Origin of the sequence: Paenibacillus protaetiae, assembly GCF_004135365.1 — a bacterium.
GTDB classification, from domain to species: Bacteria; Bacillota; Bacilli; order Paenibacillales; family Paenibacillaceae; genus Paenibacillus_AP; species Paenibacillus_AP protaetiae.
This window is the reverse complement of record NZ_CP035492.1, coordinates 4,149,028-4,166,070: the sequence shown is the minus strand read 5'-3', so window position 1 is coordinate 4,166,070 and position 17,043 is coordinate 4,149,028. Positions and strand designations below refer to the sequence as shown.

Sequence of the window (17,043 nt, the reverse complement as noted above, 5' to 3'; positions counted from 1 at the left end):
TAGGCATGCTCCTCCTCATGTTGACTCAGGTGCTTACAGCTCGCGGCTGATGACGAGAATGTCGTTCGAACCGTCCTCGTAGAAAGATTCCCAATGGAGGCCAGCGCCCAGTGCAGATACAAAGCTCCGGGCAGGCACGTAGGTTGTTCCGTTTACAGATGTGACCGGGAACTGCCATTTGACGTTTTTGCCATTGACGGTAACCGTGTCGCTTCCGCTCGTCAGCGCTATTGTCGTGCCGGTTGCTTCGTCAACTACGATAATTTTCTGCGTTTTGCTGTCGTATTTCACTTCAGCGCCAAGCTGCTCTGCCGTATCGCGTAAAGGGATAATCGTTACGCCTTTTGGCGTAATAATCGGCGGCAAATAGTCGTCGGCGTATAAATCCACCTCTTGGCGGCCGATGTGAAGCTTATTTTTCAGTATATCATAGGCAATCGAGTTTTCGTCAAACTGCTTCAACAGCTTGTAGCCTTGATCCAGATCCGTTTCGTCCAGCGTTACCGCATCATCCGGCGCAGCTGGCTCATCCGCTTGCACAGCGCCGTTCACATTCCAGCGCTCCGAGCCTACTGTCAGTACCAAGCCGTCAAGCGGGAACAACGAATCCTTCACGTCGCCTGTCGGCTTGACGGATAATTCAATGTTCTCTTTGCGTACATCAAACTTCCGGTCCACATATACGTCGGCTTTTACATACGTTTCCGGACCAAGCAGCTGGCCAAGCGATTCGGCCTGCTCCGACTCGAATTGAGCCAGTTCAGCCTGCAGATTCGTCAGCAAATCCGAAATGCTGCCGCTGAATGATTTAACGATATCCTCTTGCGTTGGAGCATCCAACTGCGTTGCGCCGGACGGGTCAGGCAGCCCTAAAGCAGCCAGCACTTCCGGATCGCTTGCCAATGCCTCGAATATGCCGTTAACCAGCTTGTTCAAGCCTGCTTTATCGGCGGCGAGCGCGTCTACATACGCTTTTACCCAATCCCAAATTTCTTGGCCGGCCAGCTCGGTATGTACATGATAAAGCGATGTATTCACACCGTTAATCGATTCATTCACGGAGTTGACGCTTAAGTTTTTGGGATTAGGCAGATTGTCGATCGCAAATCCGCTTACAGCATCAAGCAGCTGGTCGCCGATCGCCGTAATCGACTGGTCGTCGCCTGCCTGCGCCGTTCCCAATCCTTCTGCCAGGCTGACGCCTTCCAGCTCGGCAAGCGCTTCTCCCGTCATATCCAATACAAACGGATGTTTCGCGCCTTCAATCTCAATAACGGCCTTCTCGTCCGATACAGCAGCCTTAAAGCCGATGCCAGCAGCCAAATCCGTCCCGAACTTCAGCTTGCCGCTCAGCGATACATGGCTGTCGTCCTGCTGTTTCACTTGATCAAGCTCCAGCTTCGTATGGGCAAACAATTGAAGCAAATCCGCTTCTTCCTCTGACATATATTCGGAAGCTTCTTCGTTTACGAGCAGGTTTAGTTCGATCGTGTTATTGCTTTCAGCTGAAGTCACTTCTAAGGATTGCTTCAGAACACGGTTGAAATCCACCCCTCCAACCGCTTTACAGCCCGCAACAAAAACAAGCACTAGCGCAAACAAAAAAAAGATAGGCTTTCTGGTCCTGCTCCATTTCATCAAATTTAATTCCCCTCTCCCAATGTTACCTATAAAAATAGTAGATTTAGACTATCATTGTAATCAAAATCTTCCAATTTGTAAATGTATGGAATTCAATCCAAACAAAAAAGAACAAGCCGCATAAGGCTTGTTCCGCGTTATAAAAATGGGTTATTTGATTCGTTTTTCGTATTTGTAAAAGCCGGTTGGAGCTAATCCTTTGTTCTCATAACCCGCCCCGCTGTAGAACGAGTTCAAATAACGGTTATCGCTTATGCAGTCCAGCCGGATCCGGTCCACGCCAGGGAATGAGATGCCTGACTCTGCCCAGCGCAAAATCGAGCCGCCCAGGCCGCTGTACTTGCGGTTGATGGCAAGCCGGTGCAAATAGACGGCACCTTCGTGGCCTTCTTTCCCCCACAGCTCGCAGTCCCATGCACTTGGCTCCCGCAGCAGCATCACCACGCCCGCCGGCGTCTCGCCGTCACGGAACAGATACACGTCTCCTCTTTGCACCGCATCGGCGGTATTGTGCGTATCCTCCCCCTCCAGCAAAGCGCCCCACTGCGTGGAGCCTATTGACCGAAGCCATTCGGCTGTCCGCACCAGCAGCCCCATCACTTCATGCGTATGCTCCGGCATCGCCTGCATCGCTTTAATGGAGTCGGTTACTTGCTCATTGATCATTGTAAAGTGGCTCATGCTGTACCTCCGGATTGGTTCTCGTTCTGGTTTCGGGTCAAACGGACAAACACTTTGCGCAGCGGACCCGGGAACGACCGGGCATCTTCCGGCGTAACGACACGAAGAACCGCCAGCAGCCCGATATATAAAATCACCATCATGCCGCCGGCAAAAGCCGCAGCAATAAGGAATGCCAGCTTGTCCGGCAGTCCGGCAAGCAAAGCCCGCAAACCAGCGTCAACGCCGTAGCCAGCTCCGGCGGAAACCACAATCGCCGCCATATAGGCCGGCCAGCGGCCGCCAAGCACATTCAGCTTCGTGATCCGGCGAATATGCTCCAGATTCATCCAAGTAATCATAATAAAACAAATGGTTGAAGATACAATTAAACCGTAAATGCCCATCAGCGGCGCAAGCGCAATGCTCAGCACTATTTTAAGGGCGATGCCGATCAGCGTATGCTTCATTGGTGCAGAAGGCCTGCCAAGACCGAACAAAATAGAGTTGCTGGTCATCATTGTTATTTGAAATATTGTTCCTGCCGTCAATACAGCCACGATGCCGCTGCCGTCCGTGCCGGAAAACAATAAGCCTGTCACCGAATAAGCCGTTACGGTAAGCGCGAGCGCAGCCGGTACGCCGGTAAACACTACGATACGCATGACAAGCGACGATTGCCGCTGTACCTCGCGCATATTCCGGACGGAATATGCGGCGGAGATGACCGGAATAATCGACTGGCTGAGCGCAATCGCAAGAATCGGCGGAATGCCAGCAATCGACTGGGCTTTGAAGTTAAACTGGCCGAGCACATCCACCGCCGTGCTGTAGCTGTAGAACGATTCCGTCAGACGGACGAGAAACGAAGAGTCGAACAAATAAATGAGCTGAACCGTCATACCCGTCACTACGACGGGAATCGACATCTTGAATATTTCCCGGTAAATAGCGCTCAGCTTCAATACCGGAGCCGCCGGCTTCGCCTGAATCGCCGCTTCGCCTGCCTCAGCCGCAGCTGCTTTGTCCTGGCGTTTCAGCTTGCGGGCGAACCACAACATGACGATAAACGCGCCGATGCTGCCGAATACGCTGCCGAAAGTGGCCGCAGCAGCCGTCCAGCGGTCCCCCCATCCCCATGAGAAAAAGAGGAATGCAATGGCGACGCCGACCACTACCCGCATAATCTGCTCGACAATTTGCGAGATGCCGCCGGCCGCCATCATTTGCCGCCCCTGGAAGTAGCCGCGCATCATCGCGATGACCGGAAACAGCAGCAGCGCAGGCGCAATCGCCCGGATCGACGTCTCCGCACCAGGTGTTTTTACGATATGAATCGCATAATAAGGCGCAAATACATAAAGAAGCGCCGTAATAATAAGACCGGTTACAATACCGAACAGAAGCGCCGCCTTATAAATTTGCTGGGCTTCTTCCGGGCGCTGCAGCGCATAACGCTCGGATACCATTTTGCTGATTGCGCTTGGGATTCCCCCTGTGGCAATAACAAGCAAAGTTAAATAAACCGTGTTGGCGACGCCAAAATAAGCATCGCCCGCATCCTTCATAATATAATCGAGCGGCACGCGCTGGAATACGCCAAGCACTCTCGCGACTAGCGCAGCCATCGCCAAAATGACGGTGCCTTTTAACAAAGAATCTTTCTTTAACATAAATGGAAGTCCTTCAATCTGTCTTTATTTTGTGCCCGCCAGCCCGCTTATTAATGCGTATGTATCCGAACGGGTTTTTCTATGCCCGCCGTTAAACGAGCAGCCAAATAATGAACAAAACAATCATAAGCAGCTGCAGTACAATTTTGGCCACAACGCTAGTAAAAAGGCCGACCAGCGAGCCGAAGCCCACCTTCAGCGATTGTTCCAAGCTGGATCTCGCGTACAATTCGCCAAGCACCGCCCCGGCAAAAGGACCGATAATAAGGCCAAAAGCCGGAATGACAAACGGGCCGATAATAAGACCGATTGTGCTTCCGACAATGGAAGCCTTGGAGCCTCCAAACCGTTTCACGCCCCATGCATTGACCGCATGATCGGCTATAAACAGCAGCGCTACTATAAGCGTCTGCAGCGTCCAGAATACCCAGCCAAACGGCGAAAACGAAATCATAAAGCCATACACAAAAAATGCCGCATAAATCGCCACAGCGCCCGGAAGAATCGGATAGATTGTACCCGCCATACCTACTGCAAACAATACGATGACGATAATCCAGCCTAATACTTCAACCCACATGGACGATCAACCTTTCAGCACGTAATTGCGGATCACATGCGCCACCCCGTGCTCATTATTCGTCAACGTAACAATATCCGCCGCTTCTTTCACCGCTTCCTGTGCGTTGCCCATGGCAACGCCAAGTCCCGCTTCCCGGATGGCGGCAATATCATTCAAGCTGTCTCCGACGGCTACAACCTGCGACATGCTGATGCCCAGCAGCCCGCAAAGCTCGCGCAGCGCCGAAGCTTTCGAAACGCCAACCGGATTCAGCTCCAAATTGGCCGGCGACGAATTCGTAATTTCAAAAGCGCCCCAGGCGGACACTTCTTCATAAATACGCTCGCGAATAACGTCATTTTCCGTATAGTAGCCGAACTTCAGCCAGTGATACGCATCATAGCTTTCCGCCGGATCAATCCATTTCTCCTTGTTGTAGATCCCGGCTGTCGAATACGCCCAGAACCATGGCTCTTCATGCTCCAATGCCAGCTCATGCAGCCTTCTGACCAGCTGTGCGTCAAGCAAAGTACGGCGGTGAAGCACATGAGGTTTAGCCCAAAGCTCGCCGCCGTTAACGGTTATCATCGGCGTTTCAAGACCCAATTGCTCAGCATACACCAAAGCGCTTTGAAAACCTCTGCCCGTCGAAAAGCTGACGACCACGCCTGCATCCAATGCTTTATGGATCCATTCAGCGTTCTCGGCGCTAATTTCGCTTCGTTCATTCAGCAGCGTTCCGTCCATATCAAGCGCAACCAGCTTGTAGTCTCCCATCCGAACCTCCCTTAAGTCTGTCTCGTCTCTAGCTTCTTCTTCATTGCCCATTTTAGCACATTTTACGAGTAATCCAAATGGTTGATCCGCCGTCAGCCGCATGAAACAATAAGCGCGGTCACCGATAAAAACAATATGGTCATCATCAATCGTTTGAGCGCGGGATGGATATTTCGCCATTTGTTCATTACGGTTATCCTCCTGTCTCCGCTGAATGGGAAGGATTAGTGTACTCCTATTTTTTTATTCTATGCAAAAAAGTTTCCCTAGTGAAACTTTCTTCCTGCAAGCGTTCAGATGCTCTTCTTCTGCTCAGCCGCCTGCAAGCGGTTTGGCGCTCTGCGGGCGGGAAGCCGACCTGCAAGCGGACCGCACGGTTCCCGCTTGGCACAAAAAAACGCCTGCCGGAGCATCGCTGGCTCCAGCAGGCGGTTTGAAAAGCTGCAAGCAATCGGGGCAGGTTCGATAGTCCGGACCCGATGATGATTTTAATGGCCGTCAGTGCCTGCGCCGGTTCCATTGCTGTCAGCGGTGTCGCCTGCAGCGGTGTTGCCTGCGGCGGTATTGGAGGCACCGGTTCCGGTGTCGGCCGCCGGTTTTTTCGGCGTGCCGTACAAGCCGACCTCTGCATCGTACGCGTCAAATATTTTACGCGCAACCGGCGCCGCACTCCAGCCGCCGAAACCGCCGTCCGGGATAACAACCGCTACAGCCAGCTTCGGATGATCTGCAGGCGCATAAGCGATAAATACGCCGTTATCGGCCAAACGTCCGGCAACGGACTGTTCCGATGTGCCGGTTTTGCGTTCATACGTGTAGCTGACGCCTTCGAAACCTTGCACGCTAACTTGCGACATGCCGGTTTCGATTTCTTTCCAATAGGCATCCGGGAACGTTACCGTATTCAGCACAACCGGCGAGTAGCCTTGCACCGTTTCGCCGTCCGAATCAACAATCTTCTCGACGAATTGCGGCTTCATCCGCTTGCCGTGGTTGGCAAGCATTGCAGCGTATTGCGCCAGCTGCAGCGTCGTATAACGGCCCTGCTGGCCAAACGCCGCATAAACCAATGCCGACTGCGCACTGCCTGACTGGGATTCATTGTAATATTCCTTAATCCCGGTCAGCTCGCCCGCAAGCCCGCTTTGCGTCGAAACGCCGAGGCCAAACTGGGTCATGTAATTATCCCAGATGTCGATGCCTTTTTTGCCGTCGCGCATATACAGCTGGTTGCCGACCATCGCCGCCATAAACGGGTTGGACGATTTGGCAATCGCCTTGGCCGGATCAAGCAAGCCGTATACGTGTCCTGAAGCATTGCCGACCTTAACCTGATGGCCTTCCTTACCGAAATAAAAAGCGCCGGTATCATTATAGGTCGAAGTCGTTGTAAACAGTTTTTCGTTCAAGCCGATCAGAATGGAGAGCGGCTTCATGGTCGAGCCTGGCGGCACCAGCGAAGACGGATGCCGGTTTTGTTCCTTTTGTGTATCATATTTGGCGTAAACCTGACGGATTGTGCCGTTATTCATGACCCACATGATGTTCTCGTAATCGTCTTTGCTGATTCTTCCGCCCGCCCACAAATTCGGGTCGTAGTCCGGCATGCTCGCCATGGCGACCACTTTGCCGGTATCCACTTCCATCGCAACGGCATAGCCCGTTTTGGCATATTCCGCCCGCTCCGCCGGACTGGAGGAGGTGCTTATTTTCTTCACTTGGTCCATAATGGCCTGCTCCGTAGTGAGCTGCACATTTTTATTGATGGTCAAATAAAGATCGTCACCCTTCTCAGGGTTCGTTACTTGCACCGGACCGATAATTTCGCCGGAGTTGTTAACCGGATACGTCTTCAGACCGTTTTTGCCGCGAAGCTCCTTTTGGTACATCAGCTCCAGGCCGTCGACGCCTACGTCTTCTTCATCCAAATACTGCAGCGCAGGGTCTTCCTCTTTCGCTATGTTTTTATACGTCTCCATCGACTCGCGGACGCCTTTGAACTTCTTCAAATAACCGACGAGCTGGACCGCGATCGTATCCTTGTTATAGTTCCGGACGCTTTCCTCGACAATGTCGATTCCCGGGAATTCCGAACGGTGCTCCATAAAATAAGCGACTTCCGCATTGGTCAGGCCGGATTTGATGCGGCGCGGCACGGATATCGTATTAATGCGGAAATCAAGGTCCATTTGGCGGATAATATCGTCTACCGTCATCGCTTTGCTTGCATCGCCGTATTTGTTAAATACATCTGCCAGGCTTTGCGCAATTTTTTGCGAATCCGCCTTTTTAAACTCGGGAGAAATAGTAAAATATAACGATTGCGTAGAGGTTGAATAAGCGATCGCCGTGCCGGTGGAATCATAAATATTGCCGCGGATCGGCGCGATTTTGACGCTGCGCGTGCTTTTTTCATTGCCTGCCGCGCTTAAGGTCGGCCCCTCTACGAACTGCAATATCGCAAGACGAACAATCAGCACGCTAAACAAAGCAAAAACAGCAAAGAAAAATAAGTTCAATCGAAAAGAAAAATTGCGCCGGTTCACGATCTCCCTTTTTTGCGGATCGTCAGACAACGCTATCACCTCGCATCCGGTAAAATTAACTGTGTTTATTATTATACATCCCTGATGTGGGTCTGTTCAAAATGAGGAGCGTCAAACCAGTCTCCCGAAGACGCCCATGTCGCATCAAGCGGCACCCAGCGCCCGTTAAGCTTCACTTCATTCCAGGCATGCGGCCCGAATCCGCCGCGTCCGTCTGCTCCCATGCCGGTTACTACGCGGACTTCAAGCCCGACGGAACGCGCCATCATCGCATACAGGCGTGCATAATCGATGCATACGCCTTTGCGGGCAGCAAACGTCTCCTCCGGCGTTTGCTCTTTCCAGACGCCATTTTCAACATAGTTGTCGGCTTTGTCCCAATCGTACGATATGCGCGTCCCTACCCAGCGGTACAACGCACGCGCCTTCTCTTCATCCGTAGCCGACGATTTCGTAATTTGCTTGGCTGCTTCGCCGATATCCGAAGGAATATTATAATCGACGATTTCATACTTACGCTCCAATATGTTTTTAAATTCCGCCTGTACCGCTTCCGCCAGCACCGGCCCTTTGCCTGCAAGCGCTTTGCCTGCAACAGGCTCAAGCAGATCGGCCGTTTGCTTGTAAAGCGGCGATTGCCCGATCTGGCCCGCAAGCGGCCAGCCCGGCAGCAGCGATACATACACAAACAGCAGCGCCATAAAAACAAAGGAGCGGCCCGCGCCATGAATTGCGCCAATCACAGCCCCGACCGCCCTGCTCGCAGCCTGCTGGCCGGGCAGCTTCTCCGCCGCCGGCCTCTTGCGGCCGCCGATAAGTTTGCCCATCAGGGAAACGGCATACGGCTCCAGCAGTGAAGCCATGAGACGGAGCAGCAAATAGCTGATCAGAAAAATAACGCCGTACCGCAGCAGCGGGAAATCCCTTACGCTTGTCCATAAGGTGTACCACAGCTGCTCGATCCAGCCAAGCTCGCGTTCAGGTACCGCTACATTCCGCGAAAGCCAATCCGCCGCTGCCGGCGACACCAGTCCGGCGATTCGGCCGGAGGCCGCGAGGCATACGAGGATCACGGCTGCTTCCCAAACAAAAAGAAAAAGACGCCTCGCAGAACCCGACGCGCCCCTTCCAATGCCTTGCACAAGCGAGCCAATCAGAAGAAGGAGCACGACCGCGGATACCGGCTCGAAATTGCGAATCGCCAATAAACCGTCCATCATGATGCCTCCTTAAGTGGTAAAACCATTCTCATTTAAACATAAGCATATACGTGATCTTTAACGGGCAATTGCCGTCAGGATCGCGATGCGTTTTGCTTAGCATGGTCGATAAGCGTCTGGATCGTGTTGTCAATTTGCCATTTGCCAAGCGGCGTTCCCCGATACGAAACGGATACTTCGTTATTCCCCGGCGTTCCGGTCAATTGAAGATGATCCGTCTTGACCGTAAACGTCCCGTCATCATTCACGGTGTAAGCAGCGTCGTTCAGTTCGCCGACCATCGCGTTTACCGCTTCCTGCTTCACATTGTCCGCTACTTTGGAGCCTAGCGCCTTCAGATCATCCATGCTGTAGCCGCTGTATACGACGACGCCGATCACGATAACGGCCACAATCGCCCATTTTACGAACGTCTTCACAATCCGGATAATCAGCAGCAGCACAACAAGCGCAATAACAAGCACTAGCCAGTGCTCCTTAAAAAACTGCGTCCATGTATCCCAGTCGTAGTTGGCAAAGTTCAAAAAATCCAAAGCGCAATCCCTCCCATTATAACGTACCGCAGGTTGTATTACAAAATATTATACCCGACCAAAAGGGCGCCCGTAAACGCTTGCCGGCCCCCGATGGACAAACGAGTCATAACCCGTCCAGCTTTGACGTACAAGTAGTTTATACGGCAGCAAAGCGCCAAGTCAAACGCGAGGGGAACGAGCTGTGAAAGCAGCCATCTGGCTTTATCTGTTTTTGTTTGTCGCCTTTTTTGATCTGCACGCCCAATACCCGATTTTAACGCCGTTTGCGATTTCGTTAGGTGCCGCCCCATCCTTTATCGGGCTGATGATGGGCATGTACTCCATCACCCATCTCCCCGGCAACATTGCTGCAGGATACAGCGTCGACCGGTTTGGCAGCCGTATCTTTATCGTGCTTAGCTTAATGTTTGCCGGAATCATTTTGCTGTTCCAGGCTCATGTAAGCAATCCATGGCAGCTGCTTGTGCTGCGCTCTTTCAGCGGCTTTGTGCTCGCCTTCTTATCGCCTGCCTGCCTTGCGCTGCTGGCGCGCATGACCAGCGATCTTGCCAAACAAGGCAAGCTGATGGCCGGCAACGGGCTTGTCCACACGCTCGCTTCCGTCATTTCGCCGGCCGCTGGCGCATTGCTTGTCGCACAAATCGGTTTCTCCACCGCCTTTTACGCCTTAGGCTGGATATTAATCGGCACCTCGATATGCGCGCTGTTTTTTATTCGGGACATTCCGGCATTGCCGGAGGCGCCCGCTGCCGGTAAAGGCGCTGGTCCGGAGGCGCTGAAGCCGGCGCCGGCCGCGGCGAATCAGCCGGAAGGCGGCATTCCGTGGCTGGTCTATGCGCTGCCGATTGCAACCAGCTGCGCGCAAGGGATATTATCGTTTGAGCTGCCGCTGATGGGGACGGGCAAAGATTCTATCCTGACAACCGGGCTGCTTTTTTCCGTAGTCAGCCTTGGCGCGCTCATTACGCTAAGCATGTTGTTCCTGAACCGGCTTTCGCCGTTTATGCGGACATTATGGGGAGCTCTGCTCCTTGCCATCCTGTACTACGGCATTGCAGCCGGCGTGCCGCTGCCGCTGGCCGTGATGCTGCTGCTGCTCGGCATGGCGAAGGGCATCGTCCTTCCCGCCATTCCGACGCTGCTGATCGAGCAAAGCGGCGGCAAACGTTACGGCCGCACCTTCTCGATTCTTTCCATTGCGTATTCCATCGGCGCATTCCTGGGTCCGGTGCTGGCCGGCCAGCTGCGCGATCAGCTTTCCCCTTACTACATTGCTTTTCTCGTGCTTATGGTAGCCGTCTCCATCCTTCCGTTTTACCGGAAAAACCGCACCTACCGGTCAAACACCCATTTTTCGCGAACTGGGTGAATGCACAAGGCATTCGTCATCCCGGTACATAAGATACATTGTGTCTAGCGGCTGCGATGGCTAAATACCCCGCTTACTACGAACGGCGGCTGCAGAGACCTCCACTGAAAAAGCGAGAGAGGGGTGACTTCACAGATGTCAGGATGTGTTGAACCTAAAGGCTACGGATATGGACATGGCGGACATGGCACAGGAAGCTTCGGATTCATCCTCGTATTGTTCATTTTGCTCGTCATTATCGTATGTGCTTGCTCCATCTGGTAATGTATGAAGTACCCTTTAAGAACGGCCTTCGTCTGAAGGCCGTTCTTTCATTATGGGCCGGATATGAACCGTATGGCGGCGCGAGCAAGCGGAGGAGGCTGAATTGACTTCCGCACATCGAACTTCCATACTGTAGGCGAGGTGAGCAACGATGGAGAATATCGCGATTATAGTGGAAGGAAAAAACGATAAAAGCAAGCTCCGCCGCGTATTAAGCGATGAAGTGCCCGTTTATTGCACATTCGGAACGCCGGGAACGGACCGGATCGAGAAGCTTCGCAAAGAGGTTGGCACAGCTGAATTGTATCTGTTTTTGGACAATGACTCTTCCGGCAAACGAATTCGCGGCATGCTGCGTGAAGCGTTCCCCGATGCCGAGCATATTTATACAAGGCGCAGTTATCCCGGCGTCGAGCATACCCCCGAGGAATACTTAATCGAGCAGCTGGAAAAAGCAGGACTGGAAGCTTATATCCTATACCCTCCGCCCGCTTCTCCCTGGACCAAAGAAGATCAGATTTGAACGAAATAAATAACCAGCGCTACAGTAACGATACTGAATAAGGTGGATAAAAAAACAGCCTGCGATGCAAATTCCGGCTCGTTGTCGAACTCCACGGCAAGCAGAACGCTGCTGAGCGAGGTCGGAACCGCTGAAGATACAATTAAGGCAGATGCCGTCATCCAGTCCATATGGATCATTAGGCTAAGCCCCCAGGTGACGGCGGCCGCCAGTGCAGGACCGGCAATCAGGCGCAGCGCATTCGCCAGCAGCACATTCGCGAGCAGCGCCGGCTTAATGCGCCAGCTCATATTGCCCAGCTGTACGCCAAGCGTAATTAAAGCTGTGCCGATAAACGCATTGGACAAATATTGAATAGGCGTATCAATCGCAAGCGGGATAGAGACATGGAATCCCCGCAGCGCAAAAGCAATCGGGATAATATAAATAATCGGCATCGACAGGACGGTCCGCATAATCGACTTCATGTCGCTTTTATGTGCGTTAACCGAATAAATCCCCCATGTGTTTGGAATAAGCGATTGGGTCATCATGACAATGATTTGAATTGAAAGCGTATACGGATTTGCCGAAAAAGCAAGCTGGTTAATCGGGATTCCATAGTTGGCGCTGTTGTAGAACAATACGCTGTTGCGCATAGCTCCCCGCATCCCGCCATCCAGCTTCCGCACCCGTACGACCAGCTCGACAAAAACCGCCTGCAGCACCATAAAAATGACGATAAACAGCAATACTTTGCCAATCAGCTGCACTGAAATCGGCGTGGTGTACAGAAGATTAAAAATAACAGCGGGAGAAAAAATATAAAAGTTCAGCTTGGATAATGTTTTAATATGTAAGGAAAATGCACGCTGCATCACAATGCCAAGCGCAATCATGATAGAGAGCGGAATAACGTTGTTAACAAGTATGTGCAAAAAAATGCTCATGGTCTGTGGCTTCCTCTCCCGCCTTGTAAGACGTTTAAAAAGCGATTTTTTATACCTTGTCAAAGTGCCTGCGCATTAGGAGCTACATCAGCTTTTTTAGTTCAGCGAGAATATCGTCCGCCGTTAACTGCTCTTCGCTTCCGTTTATATATTTGCGAACCTTCCCCTGCTTGTCCACAAGCGTAATGACATTCATATGGATAAACGAATGGTTCTCTTCATCCTTCATGACGCCAACGCCAAAATCTTTTGCCAGCTGCAGCGTAGCGTCCTCATCATTGCCCGCAGAAACTCCCATCCATTCTCCGGGTCGGCGAAGTTCCGTTCCGCAAATGCCCGTATCGCGTCCGGCGTATCCCGGTCCGGGTCAAAGGTAATGGAAATCAGCTCCGCCTTCTTGCCAAGCGTTCCTTCCTTTTTCAGCTTCTCCTGCACTTGAGACAGCAGGAACGTCGTTGGCGGGCACACATCCGGACAGTTCGCAAAATAGAAATAGACGATACGGGCTTTGCCGTTCGTCGATTCCAATGACACCGAATTGCCGTCTATATCGGTTAGCTGAAAGGAAGGTGCGGCCTGTACGACAGGCAGCGCCTCTTCCTTCTGGATAACCTTTGTCGTAAACAAATAAATACCAAAACTTAAGCAAAGCGCGAGTACTGCGATTTTAAATGCATGCTTGCGCACAAACGCCACGGTTTATTTCTCCTCTGCAGTAAATTAATACAAACCCGAGGTATCCACAATCATGATGACGAGAATAAGCATAAGGTAGTTAATTGAATACATAAAGTTTGTTTTCGCCCATTTGTCCGTATTGGCGGCTTTTCGGCCACCAAGCGTATGAATAGACCACGCAATGCTGAAGATGGTCGATACAACCAAAAAGATGATGCCGACATAGTCATATACATAGAACAAAATGCCTGCCGGAATAAGCAATACGACGTAAGGAATCATTTGCAGCTTGGTCCGGTTGATGCCTTTCACAACGGGAAGCATCGGGAAGCCGGCCGCCCGGTATTCTTCCACCTTCCGGATGGCAAGCGACCAGAAATGCGCCGGCTGCCACAGAAACAAAAAGGCGAACAGCAGCCATGCGCCGATATCCACTTCATTGGTCACGGCAACATAACCGATGACCGGAGGCATTGCTCCGGAAATGCCGCCAATCGACGTATTCCACGTCGAAGTGCGCTTCAGCCACATCGTATACACAAACACATACACAGCCCAGCCAAGCAGCCCCAGCCATCCGGCCGGAGGATTCACAAGCACAAACAATATGCCTACGCCAAGAATGCCAAGAACAATTCCGTAGGTTAATACAAATAACGGCGTCATTCTGCCTGCTGGCAGCGGCCGATCACTGGTGCGATCCATCTTTTTGTCCAACTCACGGTCCCAATAATTATTGATGACACATGCGGAAGCAATGGTAAGGGTTGTACCAATCAGCATCCAGATCAGGAGTCCCCAATGGATATGCCATTTGGAAGCCACCCAAAATCCGGCAAGGGATGCAACGACGTTCAGCAGCAGCAGGCGCGGCTTGGTTAATTGGATTAAATCTTTAAGTAACACGCAACAAGCCTCCCGGGTTAAGAAACAAGACGCATAAACGCCTTTTATTCCAGTTTTAAACCGACTTAATCATACCAAAAAAAATGAAAATGTGACAACGCCGCTCCTCATTGTTCATCATTTCGCCACTCAAAATGTGAACAGATTTGGAACCCTTTTACCCTTAGGCCAATACACTAAGTATGTGGTTGCACGCCTAGAAGTATGTGATGAATCCAGAATGAAAAGGAAGTGAGCGAGCGAGCATGGCGGTCATAAAGGCCAATGACGAACACGTTAGAATGCTGGCCCGGCTTATGAGGGCGGAAGCCGAAAGCGAGGGCGAGCTTGGCATGCTGATGGTTGGCAATGTCGGCGTGAATCGTGTGCTTGCCAACTGCTTGGACTTTAGAAATATCCGCTCCATCCCGCAAATGGTATTCCAGAACCCCGGCGGCTTTGAAGCAACGCAAAACGGATACTTTTATCAAAGCGCAAGGGACAGCGAAATTCGTCTTGCAAGACGCGTCATTAACGGCGAACGCACACGCCCGGCTTCCAACGCATTATGGTTTTTCCGGCCGGCAAACGAATGTCCCGATACATGGTATAACCAGTCCAACAGCGGTCGGTTTAAAGCGCATTGTTTCTTTATTCCTACCCAGGAAGATTGCCCAAGAGTTTATTAAACGATAACTTCAATTTCAGAGAGTGAGGAACAAACACAATGGTATTCGGCTACAACAATCAAGGTGCTAATCAAGGTGCAGGCGGGGAATTCCGCTACAATGGAAACGCAGGCTTTATGCCGTATTATCCGAATGCGAATGCAGGTTTTCACCATCCCCAATTTCAAGCGCCTATGGCTGCGCCAAGCCAAGTTACCGGCGGCCCGTCCATGAGCCCGGCTGCTGTGCCCAGCGGTTCGTTCGTAACGCCGACAGGCGGCAACATCGTCACGGTTCAATCTGAAGAATCTTACGTCGAAAACATTCTCCGCCTGAACCGGGGCAAAAAAGCTACCTTTTATATGACGTATGAAAACAACAAAGAATGGAACGCCAAAATTTTTACCGGCATTATCGAAGCGGCTGGCCGCGACCATATTATCATCAGCGATCCTTCAACCGGCATGCGTTATTTGCTGCTGACGCTGAATCTGGATTATGTCACATTTGATGGACCAATCAACTACGAATATCCGTTCCAAGGCGGTACCATAACGAACCAAACGCCGCTCGGAACCGCTACGGTCGGCACGGTTTCCGGCAGATAACAAGCCGCTGCCGCGCGGCTCGGCGCTTATCTTCAAGGCTGAACCGGCCGGAATGTCCACACATGCATTTTAGCGGCTCCGCCGTCAATCCAGCTGCTCACCCGATACCAAGAAGAACGCTCATCGCAGCGTTCTTCTTTAATTTGTTCGGCTTCTTCCGCCGATCCGGCGGTCCAGACTTCGACGAAGAGGCACGGCTGATCCGTACCTTCATATAATGTAAGGCTTTCGTATTTTCCTGATGCAAGCAAGTTTCCTGTATAGGCTAAATAAGGTTCCCTGTATTCCGGACTAATTTTATATTCTGCAAAGCAAATATGCATGCAAAGTCCTCCATCTTTGTTCTCATTGATAATGTTTGGCCACTTCGTTGATACTACAGTAAAAATGTCATTCCGGTCAAAAAGCCGGGATGCTTCAATCTAGGAGGATCAAACAAAATGGACACTGGCACTCATCTTGTTATGGGTATCGGGCTTGGCGGACTAGCTATGGCCGATCCTGTAGTGGCATCCAGCCCCACCTTCAGCGCGGCAGTGCTGATCGGCACCATTATCGGATCAGAAGCGCCCGACCTGGACACGCTGCTTCGTATACGCGGCAATGCAATTTATATTCGCAACCACCGCGGCATATCCCACTCCATTCCGGCGATCGCCATTTGGACCATACTTATAACGGGGTTATTGCAGCTTATTTACAAAGGCGGTTTGCCATGGCTGCATGTGGGGGCTTGGGTGCTGCTGGCGGTTGTCGTTCATGTGTTGTCGGATTTGTTTAACGCATACGGAACACAAGCGATGCGGCCGTTTAATGAAAAGTGGATATCGTGGAACATTATCCATATTTTCGATCCGGTCATTTTTGTTACCCACCTTGTTGCCATTGTGCTGTGGGCGGTTGGCGCTGCTGATCCGGCCATCATTTTCCCGCTGCTATATTTGTTTACGGCCGCTTATTTCGTTTGGCGGACTTGGGCTAACAAAACGCTGCTGAAGCTGCTTCCGTCCTTGGACAGCGCTCCGCTTAGTTCAGACAGGTATCTGCTTATTCCGACCATCTCGCTCAACGTCTGGCATATCGTAAAACGGACAGGAGACGGCACCTTCGCCGTCGGCAAGCTGCAGGGCAAAAAACTGAAATGGATCGACCACGTGGAATGCTCCAGCCACCCGGCTGTCGCCAAATCCAAAAACGATCCGGCTATCCGCTCCTTTTTATATTTGACCAAGTTTGCTTGTGCGGAAACGATTGAACATTCCTGGGGTTACGAGGTACGCTGGTCGGACGTTCGTTACCGGCACAGAAAGCAATATCCGTTTGTTGCGGTGCTGGCGATGAACAAACAATTCGAAACCGTTGGCTCCTATGTCGGCTGGCTCAGCAGCGACCGGCTCTCCAAAAGACTTCGGATGAATTCGTATTAAAGCTGTGTTAAACTAATAGCAGCTTAGCCGTCCGGAACAACGGCATAAGGCTGATTCGCACCATGTGCGGGTCAGCC

At 51.7% G+C, this 17,043-nt stretch carries 19 protein-coding genes; 6 read left to right on the top strand and 13 right to left on the bottom strand.

Annotated elements, in window-relative coordinates; genetic code table 11:
• Positions 1-33: 33 nt before the first annotated feature.
• The 8 genes from ET464_RS19355 to ET464_RS19320 all read right to left on the bottom strand — a co-directional run bounded on the left by ET464_RS19355 (position 34) and on the right by ET464_RS19320 (position 9,612).
• Positions 34-1,638: a copper amine oxidase N-terminal domain-containing protein gene (locus tag ET464_RS19355; RefSeq protein WP_129443794.1), complete on the bottom strand. Its 1,605-nt coding sequence runs from the start codon at positions 1,636-1,638 to the stop codon at positions 34-36.
• 153 nt (positions 1,639-1,791) lie between these two features.
• Positions 1,792-2,322: an N-acetyltransferase gene (locus ET464_RS19350; protein ID WP_129443792.1), complete on the bottom strand. Its 531-nt coding sequence runs from the start codon at positions 2,320-2,322 to the stop codon at positions 1,792-1,794.
• Positions 2,319-3,974 carry a putative polysaccharide biosynthesis protein gene (locus tag ET464_RS19345; RefSeq protein WP_129443790.1) on the bottom strand — a complete coding sequence of 552 codons (1,656 nt, stop codon included), beginning with the start codon at positions 3,972-3,974 and terminating at the stop codon, positions 2,319-2,321. The genes ET464_RS19350 and ET464_RS19345 overlap by 4 nt, the downstream gene beginning before the upstream one ends.
• A gap of 91 nt (positions 3,975-4,065) precedes the next feature.
• A complete protein-coding gene (locus ET464_RS19340; RefSeq protein WP_129443788.1) occupies positions 4,066-4,554 on the bottom strand; it encodes a DUF456 domain-containing protein in 489 nt (162 codons plus the stop codon).
• A 6-nt stretch (positions 4,555-4,560) separates the two neighbouring features.
• The gene (locus ET464_RS19335; RefSeq protein ID WP_129443786.1) at positions 4,561-5,313 is read right to left on the bottom strand and encodes a Cof-type HAD-IIB family hydrolase; all 753 of its coding nucleotides are present in this window, start codon (positions 5,311-5,313) and stop codon (positions 4,561-4,563) included.
• Positions 5,314-5,801: 488 nt separating this feature from the next.
• Positions 5,802-7,889, bottom strand: a complete 2,088-nt coding sequence (locus ET464_RS19330) for a peptidoglycan D,D-transpeptidase FtsI family protein (RefSeq protein ID WP_129444603.1) — start codon at positions 7,887-7,889, stop codon at positions 5,802-5,804.
• 41 nt (positions 7,890-7,930) lie between these two features.
• Positions 7,931-9,079, bottom strand: coding sequence for a transglutaminase domain-containing protein (locus ET464_RS19325; RefSeq protein WP_129443784.1), 1,149 nt, complete (start codon positions 9,077-9,079; stop codon positions 7,931-7,933).
• Between the two features lie 74 nt (positions 9,080-9,153).
• Positions 9,154-9,612 (bottom strand): hypothetical protein, encoded by a 459-nt coding sequence (locus ET464_RS19320; RefSeq protein WP_129443782.1) that lies wholly within the window; start codon positions 9,610-9,612, stop codon positions 9,154-9,156.
• 184 nt (positions 9,613-9,796) lie between these two features.
• Between ET464_RS19320 and ET464_RS19315 the strand changes: the two genes are divergently transcribed.
• The 3 genes from ET464_RS19315 (at position 9,797) to ET464_RS19305 (ending at position 11,771) form a co-directional block, all read left to right on the top strand.
• The gene (locus ET464_RS19315; RefSeq protein ID WP_129443780.1) at positions 9,797-10,984 is read left to right on the top strand and encodes an MFS transporter; all 1,188 of its coding nucleotides are present in this window, start codon (positions 9,797-9,799) and stop codon (positions 10,982-10,984) included.
• A gap of 135 nt (positions 10,985-11,119) precedes the next feature.
• Entirely contained in the window at positions 11,120-11,248 is a 129-nt protein-coding gene (yjcZ, locus tag ET464_RS19310; protein WP_129443778.1) for a sporulation protein YjcZ, read from the top strand.
• A 151-nt stretch (positions 11,249-11,399) separates the two neighbouring features.
• Entirely contained in the window at positions 11,400-11,771 is a 372-nt protein-coding gene (locus ET464_RS19305) for a toprim domain-containing protein (RefSeq protein ID WP_129443776.1), read from the top strand.
• Here the strand turns inward: ET464_RS19305 and ET464_RS19300 are convergent.
• From ET464_RS19300 to cyoE, 4 genes are all read right to left on the bottom strand, one after another.
• Positions 11,762-12,700 carry an AEC family transporter gene (locus ET464_RS19300; RefSeq protein WP_129443774.1) on the bottom strand — a complete coding sequence of 313 codons (939 nt, stop codon included), beginning with the start codon at positions 12,698-12,700 and terminating at the stop codon, positions 11,762-11,764. The genes ET464_RS19305 and ET464_RS19300 overlap by 10 nt on opposite strands.
• 82 nt (positions 12,701-12,782) lie before the next feature.
• Positions 12,783-12,929, bottom strand: coding sequence for a hypothetical protein (locus ET464_RS19935; RefSeq protein ID WP_165280063.1), 147 nt, complete (start codon positions 12,927-12,929; stop codon positions 12,783-12,785).
• Positions 12,926-13,396 (bottom strand): SCO family protein, encoded by a 471-nt coding sequence (locus ET464_RS19295; protein ID WP_129443772.1) that lies wholly within the window; start codon positions 13,394-13,396, stop codon positions 12,926-12,928. The genes ET464_RS19935 and ET464_RS19295 overlap by 4 nt, the downstream gene beginning before the upstream one ends.
• 24 nt (positions 13,397-13,420) lie before the next feature.
• Positions 13,421-14,284, bottom strand: coding sequence for a heme o synthase (gene cyoE / locus ET464_RS19290; RefSeq protein ID WP_129443770.1), 864 nt, complete (start codon positions 14,282-14,284; stop codon positions 13,421-13,423).
• Positions 14,285-14,529: 245 nt separating this feature from the next.
• On the opposite strand from cyoE, the gene ET464_RS19285 reads away from it, so the two are divergent.
• Together ET464_RS19285 and gerQ are read left to right on the top strand one after the other, a co-directional pair.
• Positions 14,530-14,952, top strand: coding sequence for a cell wall hydrolase (locus tag ET464_RS19285; protein ID WP_129443768.1), 423 nt, complete (start codon positions 14,530-14,532; stop codon positions 14,950-14,952).
• 38 nt (positions 14,953-14,990) lie between these two features.
• Positions 14,991-15,539: a spore coat protein GerQ gene (gene gerQ, locus ET464_RS19280; RefSeq protein ID WP_341869719.1), complete on the top strand. Its 549-nt coding sequence runs from the start codon at positions 14,991-14,993 to the stop codon at positions 15,537-15,539.
• Positions 15,540-15,571: 32 nt separating this feature from the next.
• Here gerQ and ET464_RS19275 read toward each other — a convergent pair whose 3' ends face one another.
• Entirely contained in the window at positions 15,572-15,862 is a 291-nt protein-coding gene (locus tag ET464_RS19275; RefSeq protein ID WP_129443766.1) for a hypothetical protein, read from the bottom strand.
• Between the two features lie 117 nt (positions 15,863-15,979).
• On the opposite strand from ET464_RS19275, the gene ET464_RS19270 reads away from it, so the two are divergent.
• Entirely contained in the window at positions 15,980-16,966 is a 987-nt protein-coding gene (locus ET464_RS19270; RefSeq protein WP_129443764.1) for a metal-dependent hydrolase, read from the top strand.
• The last annotated feature ends 77 nt before the right edge of the window (positions 16,967-17,043 follow it).

Excerpts from the sequence above, each read along its gene's own strand:
- ET464_RS19355 (WP_129443794.1), bottom strand. The coding sequence starts at position 1,638 with ATGAAATGGAGCAGGACCAGAAAGCCTATCTTTTTTTTGTTTGCGCTA.
- ET464_RS19305 (WP_129443776.1), top strand. The coding sequence starts at position 11,400 with ATGGAGAATATCGCGATTATAGTGGAAGGAAAAAACGATAAAAGCAAG.
- yjcZ (WP_129443778.1), top strand. The coding sequence starts at position 11,120 with ATGTCAGGATGTGTTGAACCTAAAGGCTACGGATATGGACATGGCGGA.
- ET464_RS19350 (WP_129443792.1), bottom strand. The coding sequence starts at position 2,322 with ATGAGCCACTTTACAATGATCAATGAGCAAGTAACCGACTCCATTAAA.
- ET464_RS19285 (WP_129443768.1), top strand. The coding sequence starts at position 14,530 with ATGGCGGTCATAAAGGCCAATGACGAACACGTTAGAATGCTGGCCCGG.
- ET464_RS19275 (WP_129443766.1), bottom strand. The coding sequence starts at position 15,862 with ATGCATATTTGCTTTGCAGAATATAAAATTAGTCCGGAATACAGGGAA.
- ET464_RS19335 (WP_129443786.1), bottom strand. The coding sequence starts at position 5,313 with ATGGGAGACTACAAGCTGGTTGCGCTTGATATGGACGGAACGCTGCTG.
- ET464_RS19340 (WP_129443788.1), bottom strand. The coding sequence starts at position 4,554 with ATGTGGGTTGAAGTATTAGGCTGGATTATCGTCATCGTATTGTTTGCA.
- ET464_RS19935 (WP_165280063.1), bottom strand. The coding sequence starts at position 12,929 with ATGAAGGATGAAGAGAACCATTCGTTTATCCATATGAATGTCATTACG.
- ET464_RS19270 (WP_129443764.1), top strand. The coding sequence starts at position 15,980 with ATGGACACTGGCACTCATCTTGTTATGGGTATCGGGCTTGGCGGACTA.
- ET464_RS19300 (WP_129443774.1), bottom strand. The coding sequence starts at position 12,700 with ATGAGCATTTTTTTGCACATACTTGTTAACAACGTTATTCCGCTCTCT.
- gerQ (WP_341869719.1), top strand. The coding sequence starts at position 14,991 with ATGGTATTCGGCTACAACAATCAAGGTGCTAATCAAGGTGCAGGCGGG.
- ET464_RS19345 (WP_129443790.1), bottom strand. The coding sequence starts at position 3,974 with ATGTTAAAGAAAGATTCTTTGTTAAAAGGCACCGTCATTTTGGCGATG.
- ET464_RS19325 (WP_129443784.1), bottom strand. The coding sequence starts at position 9,079 with ATGATGGACGGTTTATTGGCGATTCGCAATTTCGAGCCGGTATCCGCG.